Origin of the sequence: Leptospira mtsangambouensis (genome assembly GCF_004770475.1) — a bacterium.
GTDB classification, from domain to species: Bacteria; Spirochaetota; Leptospiria; order Leptospirales; family Leptospiraceae; genus Leptospira_A; species Leptospira_A mtsangambouensis.
Map to the genome: position 1 here is coordinate 724,248 of NZ_RQHK01000002.1, position 14,485 is coordinate 738,732.

The following is a 14,485-nucleotide window of genomic DNA, read 5'->3' on the forward strand; positions in this document are numbered from 1 at the left end:
ATTTTTTACTTGAATTAGGATAAAAACTCGGCACTTGTCGGTAAGAATGCGAAAACAAACCAAAAATCTTTCGGAAAAGACAGAGGACCTTGGACGGCCAGCGATCCTTGTCCAAGCTTTGCGAGAGCTTTTGCGAACCGAATCACCGGAATCCATTACCTACGCAAAGGTTTGCGAAAGAGCTCGGATTCCACGTGCTTCTGCTTATCATTTTTTTCCCAACCTGGGAGCGCTCTATCTGGGACTGCGTTTGGTGCATTCGGAATTGGTCTCCGAACGACTGGCCAAAGTAGATACTTCCGTTTTTGGCTCTTGGCAAGACTATGTACATTTTTTAGCAAAAGAAGCAGCCGCAGTGGTTCGAGAAGACCCAGCCTTGGTTCGAGTTGTTTATGGAGTTCGAAACGAAGAAACCATGTACATTGGAAAGGCTTTGGATGATAAAATCGCAGCACTTGCTTTGTCTCAAGTGGCAGAACGATTTGTACTTCCTGATTGGCCGGAGGCAGCACGAAAGGTGGGGATTGCCGTTTCAATCATTGATTCCGTCTTTCGATTTTCGTATCGTGAAGGGGGGGAAATCACAGAAGAAATGGTGAGCGAAGCGGGAAGGGCGGCAGTTGCCTATTTACGATCCTACTTACCTGAATATCTAAAAGACCGGAAATAAATTCATTTTCCTTTCGCTCTTTGATTTTCCCAAATCCCAGAAAAAACAATCGACAATTGTTCGTTTTTTGTAAGATTACCTCTTACGTCTTTGGGCTAGGACCAATCTCAAAAAGATTTTGATGGGGACTTTTTGGTTCTTTCCTTTTGATCGTAAATGCCTTTTCGCATAGGAGAGTCCGAGATGATGGTAGGTCCATTCCATTCATTGGTTCGAAAATGGAATCATATTCTAATCCAATTCGTTTCTTTTGTTCTGGGACCAACCGATCGGTTTGTGATGAGGCATCGTATCTTAAATGGAACACTCTTTGCGGGCATCATTGCGATGGGAGTGGGACTTACCTCTGAATTCTTTCGTGAAGGATTTGAAATAGGTGGCCTTATTTCTCTTTGGGTTGCTTTTGGATTTGCTTGTCTTTTTTATTATTTAGCACGGTTTAAAAACAAATTTCAAATCCTCATCCTTCCCACTTTTATCATAAGTTCACTGACATCCTTTTTACAAATCAAATACAGTGGTGGGATTGTCAGTGCCAATGTGATGTTACTGGCTCCCATCCTTGTATTGAATATGCTCATCCTTGGAAAGAAGTTTGATTGGATGGCCATTGTATTTTTTGTCGGAGCCCTCTTTGGAGTGAATTACATCCAGACAGTTCATCCCGAATGGTTTTTTGATTATTCTTCAGAGAAGGCTCGCAGTGAAGACTTTCTCATCACAGGAGTTTCCATTTTATTTTTACTCGGACTGATGTTACGAACTCTCAATCGTTCCTATGAAGATGCCATAGGAGAAGTGAGTCGTTTGAAATACCAACAAGATGGAGATTATTATCTTACGTCACTTCTCACTCGTCCTCTTTCCGGGATTCGCATCCGTTCGAAAACGGTTCAGTTCCAAACCTATATCAAACAAAAGAAATCATTCCAATTCAAAAATAGAGAATATGAACTGGGAGGAGATATCTGTGTGGCAGACCAGATTGTTCTTCGTGGACGCAGTTATCTTGTTTTTGCCAATGGGGATGCAATGGGTAAATCAATGCAAGGAGCAGGGGGAGTCCTTGTGTTTGGGACTGCCTTTCGTGCTTTGGTAGAACGAACTCATAGAGAAGGAATCCTTTCTGGATATTATCCCGAACGATGGTTACACACTGCACTCAATGACTTAAATGATGTGTTTGAAGGTTTTGATGGTTCGATGTCCATGTCCCTTCTCCTTGGTTTAGTGGATGAAGAAAATGGATTTTTGTATTACCTGAATGCGGAACATCCTTTTCCGATTCGATTGAGAGATGGAAAGGCTAGTTTTTTATCGGAAGAAGCCACCAATTTTAAATTGGGAATGCAAAAGGACAAAGCAAGGATTGAAACTTGTTGGATTCGCCCAGGAGATACCATCATCATTGGATCCGATGGGCGTGATGATCTCAGTATGGGAAATACAACCGATACAAACCGAGTGATCAATATGGACCATACATCGATTTTGTTACATGCGGAAGCAAGTCTTGGGGATATTGAAACTTTGGGCAAAATTCTCCAAAAAATCGGAGAATTAACAGATGATCTTTCTTTACTGAGCATAAGGTTCCATCCCCAAACCCAATGGGATTCCAGGGAGAGAAATGCGAATTTAGAAGAGCCGATCCGGCTTCACAAAAAAAACCAGGACAAGGAAGCCCTCCCATTGCTCATCCGATATGCTGACCTCCATCCCTTTGACCCAGCCGTATGGAAATTATTGCACCGAGTGTATCGTAAACTGGAGAAACCGGCCGAAGCTGGTCGTGCCGCTGAGAATTTTTCTAATCTCCACCCATCAGGGCTTCAAATGATCTTTGATGGTGCCATCCAATATGCAAAAGCAAGTTTGATTGATGATGCCATTGACATGGCCGAAAGGATCTACAGTAGGAAACCGGAGGTAATCCCGGTCATTAAGATTCTCAGTCGGCTGTATCGAAAGTCAAAACGGCCAGACAAAGCAGAAGAATACCAAAAAGAAATCCTACGTTTACAAAATCACAGAAGTACTTGAGCCAAAGTTGGTGGTCCAACTCGTATCTTAGGGGTTAGGTGAATTTGTTTACAAACTTTAAGGTGATGTGATAGAAAATTTACAAACATTCTCTCAAAAATAGAATCATTTTTAAATAAATTAGTTTTGTGTGATGCTTCATCATAAAAATGAATTTACTTTTAATAATCCAAGCTTTGTTATCGTTTCCAGAAGGAAGATTTGATACTATCTTCATAAGGTTACATGTATGGAAGAAAACGAAACAATAGAAATACCACAAATCCAAGAAGAACCTGCTCCGGAAGTAGCAGTTGTGGTTAAAAAAGCAGCTCCTAAGAAGAAAAAAGCCGCAAAAAAGAAAGCAGCGAAGAAAAAAGCCAAAAAAGCGGCTCCTAAAAAGAAGAAGGCTGCTAAAAAGAAAAAAGCGGCAAAGAAAAAAACTAAGAAAGTTCTCTCGAAAAAGAGACCCGCGAAAAAGAAAACTGCTAAGAAAAGAGCAGCGAAGAAAAAAGTCGCAAGAAAGAAAAAAAGACGTTAATTCCCTTTGGGATAATAGATTGGATTCCTTTGGAATATCCTTTCTAAATTAGAACCTGTTCTATTATCCCTTAGTTCACCACGAAAAGAAACGCTCAAGGCCCCCCTTCCTTAACAAATAGAATCCAACCACTCCAACTCGTTTCCTTTTTTCTCTTGCCTTTCGAATCTTTGTCGTTATGATGCTGGCATGAAAAATCTCATTCCTCTTATCCTTTTATGGGCATTCGTCTCTTGTGCGAGTTTGCCCTACACAATCGAAGATCGTAAATTCGACAAAGCCAAACAAATGATTGAAGAAGGTGCTGAAGTAAACCAAACGTCTGATTGTTTTCATGCACTTACCATTGCTGCTATGGAAGGTGATGAAGGTCTAGTAAAACTTCTCCTAGACAAAGGTGCTAAAGTTGATAATCGCTCTAAAGAATGTGATTATACAGATCGAATTGGACCATTCCGAATGAAATTTCGTTGGGGTGCAAGAACAGCTCTCGACCGAGTGGCCAATGCTAAAATTGCAAAATTACTTTTGGCAAAAGGAGCCAATCCAAACATTGCAGGATACCGCGAATATACGTTTGCACCAGACTTTGACGCAGCCTTATGGAATGCCGTTCGTATCTCTGATTTGGAACTAGTAAAGGTTTTGGTGGAAGCTCGTGCGAACGTAAACGTTTACAATAGTTCTGGAAAAAATGCTATTTGGGAAATGGCCGAAGCTAGAAAATCCCAAGGAAAACCAGAATTTCTTTCTTACTTGCAATCCAAGGGAATGAAAAAACTCGAAATTACGGATGCAAAAGCCAAAACAACAGATGGCAAAATCCTCACTAAATACAAACACATTGCTACAGGTGCTATTACTGAAATGCCTGCAGATATCGCAAAAGGTGTGTATGAGAATCCTAAAAATTATTCAGCACTCACAATCAATGCAGCTGATGGGGCATACTACCATTATGCGGAATTTGTTTGGGCAGAAACGGGACAAAATTTGTATGAGTGGTATTTACTCCGCAGAAAAAGAACAGGTACTTTGAAATAATAAACGACTAACAAAGTATTGATAAGTTTGATTTCTACTTTTGGTTTCTGGTTGGGACTTAAAAGACCTCTTGCCAAATGAAATGATCAGTAGAAATCAAATTAAATCTTTTGGTATTTTTTGGCCTGTTTTTTGTTTTCTGGATCTAACTCAATGGCTTCTGGATGGAAGACAATATTCCAATACCGAACGATATAAGCCACAACACCTGCTGTGAGGACAAAAAGTAAAACATAAGCAGAGATCACAGGATGGAGTAAAAAAGAATAAGGGGCACCAAACTTTAAAAAGTAAGGTAATGACATATACCAAATCACGGAAACGGCTACAATTCCCACACCAAATTTTCCCCACCAGTTAGGTCGACCTTGTAATCCACGTTTTAAATACAAATACCCACCAAGCCAAACACCGAGGATCTCTCTAATAAAATATACAATGAGGATCCAACTAGGAAAATCAAAATGAATGGTAACCACAAAGAGTCCACCGAGAGTAACGAGTTTATCACAGACTGGATCTAAGTATCTACCGAGAGTGGTTTCTTGGTGGAGGAGACGAGCAAAGAGTCCGTCGAGGTAATCACTGACGACAGCAGCAAGTGCATAAAAGATCGATGCAGAAAAAGCGCGTAAGTTCGCAGGATCATGTGCATAGGCATATGTGCTTTGGAAAAAAAAGGGGAGTAACAACACCCGAAACACAGATAAAAAATTGGAAAGGGTAAAGATACGATCCTGGAAAAGGTCTTTGGCTTTTTTTTCTTCGATTTGCATAGAACCAATGCCAGATTCTAAAAATTCTAACGAAAGGCAAGAAAACAAATGAAAACTGTGTTGACTCTCGGAGTCGATTCTATACTTTGGTCTTTATTCCGATGGAGTTGTAGCTCAGTTGGTTAGAGTGCCTGCCTGTCACGCAGGATGTCGCGGGTTCGAGCCCCGTCAACTCCGCCATCGGATATCTTAGATTTTCCCTTCACTCAATATATTCTTCTTTTTCTTTCTTAAATAGAATCTGGTTTTCTTCTTCTAAAACTCTCGCCACTTGCACAATTTTACTTCTTGCTTCGTTTATCTCTCGTAAGGTGACTCGTGGTTTCATATCCAGGGCATCTAAAATATCTTCAGACCTGTTTTGGCTCATATTGTTTAGGAATTTTTTCCTGATTTCATCTCCGGCACCACGGATGGCAAGAGATATGGACGAGTCATCAGCCAAACGGTTGATAAGGATTCGCATTTCTTTATTATCCAAAGAAAGGATGTCTTCAAAGGTATAAAGTTTTTCACGGACTTGGTCGGCTACATCGGGTGAAGATTCTTCTAGTTCGGAAAGAATCGTTTCTTCGGCCCCTTTTTCCATAAAGTTCAAAATGTTCGCAAGGACGTGAGCCCCACCTGCTTCGGAGTATTCCTGTTTGTCCCTTTCTTCATATCGTTTTTTGAGGATCCTTGCGATATTTTGGATCACATCAGGATGGGTTTTGGAAGTGGTGGCAAGTCTTACAGCTATTTTTGCCTGTTCTGGTTTGGGAAAGAGTTTTAAAACATCAGCCGCTTTTTTGGGATCCAAATGTGATAAGGTCACGGCAATGATTTGTGGAGATTCAGTTCCGAGCATTCCTTGCAAAACTCCCGGCTCCACTTGGTTTAAAAATTCAAAATCGTTTTTAGTCTCTTCTTTGTGGATTTTTTTTAGGATCACATTGGCTTTTTCTGTTCCGACAGTCTGTTCCAAAAGGGATTTCGCAGTAGAGAGCCCACCGGATGTGGTTTCGTTTAAATCTTCTATGGTATTATGAAATTCTTTTAAGATGACCTCTCTTTCTTCTTTCGAGATGGAGCGGATTTTGGACATTTCCAGAATCACTGCTTCGAGCATGGTGTCATCGAGATGTTTCAGGACATCGGCAGCTCTTTCTTTGCCAAGGGATAAAAGGAGGAGGGCGGCTTTCCGTACGCCAGGAGTGGCGGATGTACTGTTCTCGGGCTTCATGTGACATAATTCTCCCAGTTTCCTGATACTGTCAAAAAAAACTTATCTAATGAGACAAAATTTTCTAAAGGTCTCATTAACTTCGTACGATACCCTTTGTAAGTTACAAAGATAAGGGAAACAAAACCAGATGGACAAAGCACACAAATTCAAAAACACACTCGAAAGATACATCCACTACCGAGGAATCGATATCGTTCTCCACTTGAAAGACGGACAAAGTATTGAACTCGATAAAAATCGCCAAATGATGGACGATGTAGTGATTGGAAATCTAGCGAATGGTGTGGTTCGTATCCCTATCGCAGACATCCAAAGCGCTGATTTTTTCGCAGCATAAACTACAACCACTTCCGAATGTTTTAGATCACACCGGCCATAAGGCTCGGTTGTTCTAAAAGACTCTTGAGAGTCCTTAAAAATTCGGCCCCCACCGCACCATCGATCACTCGGTGGTCGCAAGACAAAGTGAGAGACAAAACCCGGCCTGCTACCACGGAACCATTTTCCACAACCGGTTTGTCTTCCACAGAACCAACGGCCAAGATCCCACTTTCTGGTTCGTTGATGATGGCAGTGAACCGACTGATCCCATACATTCCTAGATTGGAAATGGTAAAAGTTCCACCTGAAAATTCTTCGGGTTTTAGTTTGCGTTCCCGGGCACGTTTTGCTAGTTCCTTCACTTCTTTCGAAATTTCTAAAATGGATTTCCCATCTGCTCCACGGATAACGGGCGTTAAAAGACCTCCATCGAGAGAAACAGCTATCCCTACATCCACTCGACCAAATTGTAAAATAGAATCTCCTTGGAAACTCGCATTGACTTTGGGATGAAGCCTTAGGGCTGCAGCAGTGGCTTTGACGATGATATCGTTTAAACTGACTTTGACTTGGAGTTCTGGATCCAAATGTTTTTGGAATTCGGAAAGTTCCAAACGAAAAGACTCCATTGCCTTTGCATTTACATCCACATTCAAATAGAAGTGGGGGAGATTTTGTTTGGATTCGGTCAGGCGTTTGGCTATGGTTTTTCGCATTCCATTCAAAGTCACAACTTCATCTGCGCGTGTTGCGGCTTTGCTCGCGTATTGAGTTGAACGAGACCCTTGGCTTAAAGTATCCAAAACATCTTTTTTAGTGATCCTTCCCTCAGGCCCTGTTCCGATCACTGTATGCAAATCAACTCCGTGTTCAATGGCAATCGATTTGGCCAGAGGAGAGGCAAGGACACGAAGTCCTCCTCGGTTTGTTGGATTTATCTCGCTAACCGCAGTAACCGAGTTCATCGAGGTTGGGTTCTGTTTTGTTTCAGATTCTTGGGAAGTGATTACCGGGGTCGTGGGTAACGAAACGGAAGGTTGGGTGGCTTGGGTTTCTTTTGGGAGTGCAGTTTCTGGCTTTGTTTGGTTAGGTGATGGTTTGGGAAGATCCGCTAACAGAGAAGATACATCTTCCCCTGGTTTCCCAATTACAGCCAAAGCCTGTCCCACTTTTAATTTGGCACCTTCTGAATGTAGGATTTTTAAGATCACTCCTGTTTCAAAGGCCTCCATTTCCATCACTGCTTTGTCTGTTTCTACTTCGGCGATGATGTCGCCAGGAGAGACGGAATCTCCTTCTTTTTTTAACCACTTCACAATGGTTCCTTCTTCCATCGTAGGGGAAAGTTGGGTCATTTCTTGAATTTTTGCCATTGTCGGTTCTCCTACTGTAACATCTCGCGGATGGTATCGGCAACTCTTGTTGCGTTTGGCAAACTCATTCTTTCTAAGTTGGCAGCATAAGACATGGGAACATCCATTTGTGTCACTCGTTCCACGGGGTGGTCCAAATAAGCGAAGGCATTTTTTTGGATGAGGTAAGCAATTTGGGCACCAAATCCTGCCACAGGCCATCCTTCTTCCACAACAAGTGCCCTGTTTGTTTTTTTGACAGATTCGTAAATTAGATTTTCATCTAACGGGCGTAAACTGCGTAGATCCACAATTTCGACAGAGATCCCTTCTTTTTCGAGAATGGCCGCTGCTTCTTCGGCAAACCCGAGAGCTCTAGACCAAGTCACAAGTGTGATGTCTGTACCTTTCCGTTTGATTTCGCCAAGGCCCAAAGGAATGGTGTATTCCTGTTCGGGGACTTCTCCTTTGGATCCGTATAACACTTCTGATTCAATAAAAATCGTAGGGTTATTGTCTCTGATGGAAGATTTGAGTAGGCCATAAGCATCCTTTGGAGTGGCAGGACAAACCACTTTGAGGCCTGGACAATGGGCATACCAAGATTCGAAAGCTTGGGAGTGTTGGGCACCAAGTCTTCCTCCCGCACCCCCGGCACCACGAAAGACAATCGGCATAGGGAACTGGCCCCCACTCATATAATTCATTTTTGCGGCTGAGTTGATGATTTGATCAATGGCAACAAGAGAGAAGTTCCAAGTCATAAATTCAATGATGGGGCGTAAGCCAACCATCGCCGAACCCACTCCAATCCCAGCAAATCCATTTTCAGAAATAGGAGTGTCAATCACTCTCTCTTCCCCAAATTTTTCTAGCATCCCTTGGGAAACTTTATAAGCCCCTTGGTAATGTCCCACTTCTTCTCCCATTAAATAGATGGATGGATCTTTTTCCATTTCTTCCACCATGGCACGGTTTAACGCTTCTCTGTAAGTTAGAATGGCCATTTATTTATCCTCCGAATACACATACTTGTGTAGTTGGGAAAGGGGAGGTTCTGGTGATGTCTCTGCGTATTGGTAAGCTTCATCCACTTGGGTTTGGATTTCCAAATCCATTTTGTCCAATTCTTCTGTTTTAATCCCACCTAATTCAAGTTCGTGTCTTGCTCGCATCAATGGGTCTTTCTTTTTATAAGCTTCTAATTCTTCTTTGGTTCTATACTTGGCAGGATCCGACATGGAATGGCCCCGAAACCGGTAAGTGGAAACTTCGATGAGAGTTGGTCCTTCACCACGGCGAGCTCTTTCTACAGCCACTTGGACATGGTCTCTGACCTTTCTCACTTCATCTCCTTCGATATGGTCGCGAGCAATGTCATAAGCATATGCCCTCACAGAAACATCTTTGACAGCAAGAGCCCTATATTCGGGAGTTCCCATCGCATAATGGTTGTTCTCGCATATGAAAACGACGGGAAGTTTCCAAATAGCAGCAAGGTTTAAACCCTCATGAAACGATCCAATATTGGCAGCACCTTCGCCAAAAAAACAAATGGTGACAGAATCTTCTTTTTTAAATTTAGAAGCAAAGGCAATCCCTGCGGCAAGTGAGATATGACCTCCCACAATTCCGTGCCCACCCATAAAGTGTGCGTTGCGATCAAAAAAGTGCATCGAACCGCCGTTACCTTTTGAGATCCCTGTTCCTTTTCCAAATAACTCAGCCATAAGAGGTTTGGGACTAAGTCCTCTAGCCAGTGCATGGCCGTGGTCTCTATAGGTGGAAACAATATAGTCTTTTGGGGTGAGGGCAGCGATCGAACCAACACCCACTGCCTCTTGGCCGATGTACAAATGTAAAAACCCACCAATTTTTCCTACGCTATAGGCTTTGGCAGCGGCTTCCTCAAACTTTCGTATAAGTACCATTTGTCTGTAGAACTCTTTCAACTCGCTCACAGATTGTGAGTCTTTTGGGATAGAAGAAACCAACGAGAACCTCCAAAACGACTAAAAAACTACACTATTTAGACGCAGAAGGAAAGCAAAAATCTTGCTCTCAGAAGGATCGTAAAAGACAGTTTCCTTAGGACCTTTATGAAAATTACGAACGCTGGAATCGAATTCTTAGAATTCAATGAATTTAAAAATTTTGCTGTTGATTATGATTTGTTAGGTTCTGTTTCTCTCAGTGAACCAGTCGTTGATAAAAACGGTAGTATCCTCATCAAAGAAAAAGTGGCGATCAAGGAAAACGTTTTAAAGAAACTAGAAGGTATGGAAGGAAACTACATCCCTTCGTTTAAGTTAGCAATGTCCAAAGATTTGATGCGGATGCTTCGAATGGTCCTTTCGAAAGCAATCCTCAGTCGAATTGAAGACAGATCCAATGAGTTTATTTTTCATTTGTATGAACAAAATGCTGAGAGAATGGCTAGTCTCAAAGGAATCATTCAAAATTCATTTTATTCCAAGTCACTTGCTTTATCTTTTTTTCGTGTTCTTCTCAATCACAAAGAGTTTTTTAATCATCTTGCTGACTTTGGCCTTCTGAGTTTAGGATCGGTGATCCAAAAACAATATGGGTTTAAGATGGTCAACCGGTTCAGTTTTTTAGCTGGTCTTTGCGCTGACATAGCTGTATCGAAGGAAGGATTGTACAAACAAAGTTTTTTCGGGTCTTCACTTTCTTCTGCAGTCAATCTTTCTTTGGAAATTGCAAGAAAACTGAACCTACCAGAAGAAGTCATCAGTGCGATTAACAACCATGGTTCCAATGGGTTTGAAATTCCTGGAGTGGTTCCTGCTACAGTAAACGTAGATGACCTTCGCAAACACCAATTGAATCAGGATCTTTTGGCTGGAAGTGGGATGGAAGATGATGCCAGCGATGATGAAGAAGAGGCGGGTGAGTATGCTGATGACACTGCTGAAGTCACATTAGATGCATTAAAAATTGCTCGTTACATCATGGAAAATTTAAAGGTATCCACTGAAAAGGAACATGTGTCTGAAAAATTGTTAGTGATGTTTACTTACAATGCAGAGAAAGGACTCTTTCGAAAAGACCTTGCCGATCCAATGACAAGCAGGTTTAAAGAATTTGACCAAGCCATCAAACGCATTCGAACCATTGCAGAAATTGAAAACAAATGTAAGTTCCAAACTTCCGCTTGGGCCTATCCGAAACCAAAAGCAGCACAAATTCTTTGCCGAGACAAAAATTACCAATGCCCTTGGATTGTGAATGGTTGGGATTTAAGAATCATTTCTCCCCAGGACCCTTTTGGTCATATTGGGACTTCTCTTGATGTGGGAACCTATCCGAAATGTGCTTTAGAGGAAGAACTGCATGCTAAGATCAAGTATACAGATAGTTAGAAAATAAAAAAACCAACCGAAACTTCGGTTGGTTCTCTTTTACAGAAAAAGATGATTAGAAACCTGCTGGTTTTTTAATGTCTTTTGTTGCGTCTTTGATCGCGCCTGTTGCTGCTTTTTTAGCTTCTGCTTCTGCAGTTTTCACTGCTGCATCTACTTTTTTCTCTACTTCTGTAGTTACTTTTTTCGCTGCATCTTCAACAGATTCGATTTTTTCTTCAACAACCGGCTCTTCTTTTTTGCAGAATGCAAGTCCAGAAGCCATAGTCACACCAAGAATTAAAACGAGTAGTTTTTTATTCATTGAAAGTTCTCTCCTAAAATCTTTTAATTCTGCCAAAACTACTAGAACATCATTTCCATTGAAAGAAATTTCTTTCAATGGTTTCGAAAATTATGACTTAGGAACAAATGTAAGAAATTCTTCTACTTCCTTTTTGCTACCAATAATGAGCGTTGTTCTTTCATGAAGGTCTTTCGGGGTCAGGTCAAGGATTCTCTCACCCTTAACAGTAACGGCCATTCCACCAGCTTGTTCTGCGATATACGCCATAGGAGCTGCTTCATACAACAAACGAAGTTTTCCATTCGGATACTTGGAAGATTTTGTATCATTCGGATAGAGGAAAATCCCTCCCTTCAAAAGGTTTCTATGGAAATCCGCAACAAGTGATCCAATATAACGAGCTGTTTTTGGTTTTTTTCCACCTTCGATGGATTTGATTTTTTGGAGATAGGCTTGTACTTCCGGAGACCAATAGGATGCGTTTCCTTCATTGGCAGAATAAATATCCCCAGACGCTGGCATTTGCATATTCGGATGGGAGAGTAAAAATTCACCCACACTTGGATCTAAGGTAAACCCAGAAACACCCTTTCCTGTAGAAAGGACAAGCATCGTGGAAGAACCATAAATGATATAACCTGCGCAGCGTTGTAAATGGCCTTGTTGTAATAAATCTTTTTCGTTTCCAGGTTCTTTGGAATTGGGTTCTAGTCTTTGGTGGATGGAGAAAATGGTTCCAATCGATACATTGGTGTCGATGTTAGAGGATCCATCCAAAGGATCGATCGCCATCGTGTACTTTCCAATATTGTAGCCTCCAGGAATGGGAATGATATGTTCGTGTTCTTCGCTGGCCAGAACACAAAGATGGCCACATATTTTAAGGGACTGGTTGAAGGCATTGTCCGCATATTGGTCCAGTTTCATTTGGGTCTCGCCTTGGACGTTTGTGTCGTCCGTGGCACCGAGAATATCATCTAAAAGCCCTGCTTTTCTGACCTCGCGACCAACAATTTTGGCTGCGTAGACTAAGTGGCTGAGAAGGGCCGTAAATTCTCCCGAGGCATGAGGGATTTTGAGTTGCTCTTCTAGAATGAATTGCGATAGAGAGATGAGTTTTTTTTGTTTCGGTGTTGCGTTCACAGGTTCCCCGAGTTGTTTTTACTCCATTTTGGGAGCATAACGCCAGGGGCAATCCTTTCTCCTTTTGATTGGTCAGGCCCGCGCCGATACTAAAACTAGATTCCGATGATAGATCCAACTCATGTAAGTCCATCCCCCTCCATGCAAATGACAGACTACCATTCCCGTAGGCTTGGCATTAGTTTTGCCAGTGTCGGCGCCCATTTGGGTTGGGTTTACCTTGCCGGTGAAATCGTTTATGAATTTGGTAGGACGGAAAAAGAGGAATGGCTCAGAAGTCTTGTTTCCGGTCAAATGACAACCCTCGTCCGGGAACTGGAATTTATGGAACCAAAATCCCTTGGGACTTTTTCAGAAGGGGGAAGGGATTTAAAGATCAATATCATTCGCCTTCCTGAAGGAGAAGTTCCTGTTTTTGCCCTTGTTGTCCAGGAAATCGAACCAGAACTTTCAAAACGAAATTGGGAAGATCTATCAAACCAAGTTTTGACTTTTTGTGCCACAGGGATTTCCCTTCGGGAAAAGAACCTTCTGGATTTTCCAACCATCATAGAGCCAATCCGAAAAAAAATAGATCGTTCTCTCACCAAGGATCTGCCTGCGGGAGTGATTGCATTTTTTCACCTCCAGGACCTCTCTCCCTTTTTTAAACCTTTGGGTGTGGTCAAAAGCCAAGAGATCTTACGGGAAGTGACCGCCACCCTGCACAAAGAAACAAAAGAAAACGAATTCAATTTCCAATTGAACCCAAGGTCCTATTTCCTTTTTTGTCCGGGAGAAACTCTCGATGGCGCCAATCATAGGTTTGGATCCCTTTATTTTCCTTCCAAACATTTGATTTTGGACTACAAACTCAAGATTTTCCCCATTGACCGGGAGATTTTAGCGGATGATTCTCGATTTTCTGCCATTTTCATCGAAAATTTCTGATTAGTTTTTCGGCTGAATTGACAAATCAGGGCGGTTTCCGATACCGTCAAAACTAGACCATTTTTACAAAAGGACAGTTGTTTGTCTATGACCCCACAAGTAGGGATTTATTTAAAAGAAGGGGAATCCATCGAGGCTGCGCTTCGTAGGTTCAAAAGAGATTGTGCGAATGCAGGTATCATGAGCGAAATCAAACGTCGTGAATACTTCGAAAAGCCGAGCGTTGTCAAAAAAAAGGCAGTCGAGGCAGCGAAACGCAAACGAGACAAAAAGAAAAGACTATTTGCTAAAAAAGATAAACTGTAATCTTTAAGCCGGTTATCCAATGACCCTGCAAGAGACGATTAGTACCGATCTAAAAACGGCATTAAAGGCCAAGGATGAAACAGTCCTCGGCACTTTGCGTCTCATCAAAGCAGAAATTCAATACGAATTAACCAAAACCGGTGCTTCCGAATTAACGGATACTGCAGTGATGCAGATTTTAAAATCCAATTTCAAACGTAGAAAGGACACAGCTGTCGAATATGACAAAGCCAATCGTCCCGATTTATCGAGCAAAGAAATTCAGGAAGCAGAAGTCATCTCACGTTATATTCCAAAAGAAGTCTCCGAAGAAGAAATCTCTCGAGCAGTGAACGAAGCCATTGCGGAATTGAATGCGAACGGAGCCCAGGATATGGGAAAGGTGATGGGTAAAGTAATGGCAAAATTTAAAGGGCAAAATATAGACGGCTCCAAGGTATCCTCTCTCGCAAAACAAGCACTTAGCGCCAGTTAATACTGTTATAC

General features: G+C 41.9%; 16 protein-coding genes and 1 tRNA gene. 10 read left to right on the forward strand and 7 right to left on the reverse strand.

The window, feature by feature from the left end; genetic code table 11:
• Positions 1-46: 46 nt before the first annotated feature.
• From EHR01_RS03230 to EHR01_RS03245, 4 genes are all read left to right on the forward strand, one after another.
• On the forward strand, positions 47-670 hold the full coding sequence (locus tag EHR01_RS03230) for a TetR/AcrR family transcriptional regulator (RefSeq protein WP_135693154.1): 624 nt from the start codon (positions 47-49) through the stop codon (positions 668-670).
• A 186-nt stretch (positions 671-856) separates the two neighbouring features.
• The gene (locus EHR01_RS03235; RefSeq protein WP_244309995.1) at positions 857-2,713 is read left to right on the forward strand and encodes a PP2C family protein-serine/threonine phosphatase; all 1,857 of its coding nucleotides are present in this window, start codon (positions 857-859) and stop codon (positions 2,711-2,713) included.
• Between the two features lie 229 nt (positions 2,714-2,942).
• Positions 2,943-3,233, forward strand: a complete 291-nt coding sequence (locus tag EHR01_RS03240; RefSeq protein WP_135632433.1) for a hypothetical protein — start codon at positions 2,943-2,945, stop codon at positions 3,231-3,233.
• Positions 3,234-3,422: 189 nt separating this feature from the next.
• Complete coding sequence (locus EHR01_RS03245) at positions 3,423-4,277, forward strand: ankyrin repeat domain-containing protein (RefSeq protein ID WP_135693155.1); 855 nt, start codon at positions 3,423-3,425, stop codon at positions 4,275-4,277.
• A 101-nt stretch (positions 4,278-4,378) separates the two neighbouring features.
• Here EHR01_RS03245 and EHR01_RS03250 read toward each other — a convergent pair whose 3' ends face one another.
• Complete coding sequence (locus EHR01_RS03250) at positions 4,379-5,053, reverse strand: CDP-alcohol phosphatidyltransferase family protein (RefSeq protein WP_135693886.1); 675 nt, start codon at positions 5,051-5,053, stop codon at positions 4,379-4,381.
• A 103-nt stretch (positions 5,054-5,156) separates the two neighbouring features.
• Here EHR01_RS03250 and EHR01_RS03255 point away from each other — a divergent pair.
• Positions 5,157-5,233: transfer RNA gene (locus EHR01_RS03255), tRNA-Asp, on the forward strand.
• Between the two features lie 22 nt (positions 5,234-5,255).
• On the opposite strand, the gene fliG is transcribed toward EHR01_RS03255, so the two are convergent.
• Positions 5,256-6,275 carry a flagellar motor switch protein FliG gene (gene fliG / locus EHR01_RS03260; protein ID WP_135693156.1) on the reverse strand — a complete coding sequence of 340 codons (1,020 nt, stop codon included), beginning with the start codon at positions 6,273-6,275 and terminating at the stop codon, positions 5,256-5,258.
• 130 nt (positions 6,276-6,405) lie between these two features.
• On the opposite strand from fliG, the gene EHR01_RS03265 reads away from it, so the two are divergent.
• Positions 6,406-6,615, forward strand: coding sequence for a hypothetical protein (locus EHR01_RS03265; protein ID WP_002973897.1), 210 nt, complete (start codon positions 6,406-6,408; stop codon positions 6,613-6,615).
• Positions 6,616-6,637: 22 nt separating this feature from the next.
• Here EHR01_RS03265 and EHR01_RS03270 read toward each other — a convergent pair whose 3' ends face one another.
• Genes EHR01_RS03270 through pdhA form a run of 3 tightly spaced genes read right to left on the reverse strand, consistent with a single transcriptional unit; the run spans position 6,638 to position 9,945 of the window.
• Positions 6,638-7,972: a pyruvate dehydrogenase complex dihydrolipoamide acetyltransferase gene (locus tag EHR01_RS03270; protein WP_135693157.1), complete on the reverse strand. Its 1,335-nt coding sequence runs from the start codon at positions 7,970-7,972 to the stop codon at positions 6,638-6,640.
• 11 nt (positions 7,973-7,983) lie between these two features.
• Positions 7,984-8,958, reverse strand: a complete 975-nt coding sequence (locus EHR01_RS03275; protein WP_135693158.1) for a pyruvate dehydrogenase complex E1 component subunit beta — start codon at positions 8,956-8,958, stop codon at positions 7,984-7,986.
• On the reverse strand, positions 8,959-9,945 hold the full coding sequence (gene pdhA / locus EHR01_RS03280) for a pyruvate dehydrogenase (acetyl-transferring) E1 component subunit alpha (protein ID WP_135693159.1): 987 nt from the start codon (positions 9,943-9,945) through the stop codon (positions 8,959-8,961).
• A gap of 105 nt (positions 9,946-10,050) precedes the next feature.
• Here pdhA and EHR01_RS03285 point away from each other — a divergent pair, with 105 nt between their 5' ends.
• A complete protein-coding gene (locus tag EHR01_RS03285) occupies positions 10,051-11,334 on the forward strand; it encodes a hypothetical protein (RefSeq protein ID WP_135693160.1) in 1,284 nt (427 codons plus the stop codon).
• Between the two features lie 55 nt (positions 11,335-11,389).
• On the opposite strand, the gene EHR01_RS03290 is transcribed toward EHR01_RS03285, so the two are convergent.
• Complete coding sequence (locus EHR01_RS03290; protein WP_238838132.1) at positions 11,390-11,716, reverse strand: hypothetical protein; 327 nt, start codon at positions 11,714-11,716, stop codon at positions 11,390-11,392.
• A 12-nt stretch (positions 11,717-11,728) separates the two neighbouring features.
• Positions 11,729-12,763 (reverse strand): class 1 fructose-bisphosphatase, encoded by a 1,035-nt coding sequence (gene fbp, locus EHR01_RS03295; protein ID WP_135693161.1) that lies wholly within the window; start codon positions 12,761-12,763, stop codon positions 11,729-11,731.
• A gap of 105 nt (positions 12,764-12,868) precedes the next feature.
• Between fbp and EHR01_RS03300 the strand changes: the two genes are divergently transcribed.
• The 3 genes from EHR01_RS03300 (at position 12,869) to EHR01_RS03310 (ending at position 14,474) form a co-directional block, all read left to right on the forward strand.
• Positions 12,869-13,693, forward strand: a complete 825-nt coding sequence (locus EHR01_RS03300; RefSeq protein ID WP_135693162.1) for a hypothetical protein — start codon at positions 12,869-12,871, stop codon at positions 13,691-13,693.
• Between the two features lie 87 nt (positions 13,694-13,780).
• Complete coding sequence (gene rpsU / locus EHR01_RS03305) at positions 13,781-13,999, forward strand: 30S ribosomal protein S21 (RefSeq protein ID WP_002973784.1); 219 nt, start codon at positions 13,781-13,783, stop codon at positions 13,997-13,999.
• Positions 14,000-14,018: 19 nt separating this feature from the next.
• The gene (locus EHR01_RS03310) at positions 14,019-14,474 is read left to right on the forward strand and encodes a GatB/YqeY domain-containing protein (protein WP_135693163.1); all 456 of its coding nucleotides are present in this window, start codon (positions 14,019-14,021) and stop codon (positions 14,472-14,474) included.
• Positions 14,475-14,485 lie beyond the last annotated feature (11 nt).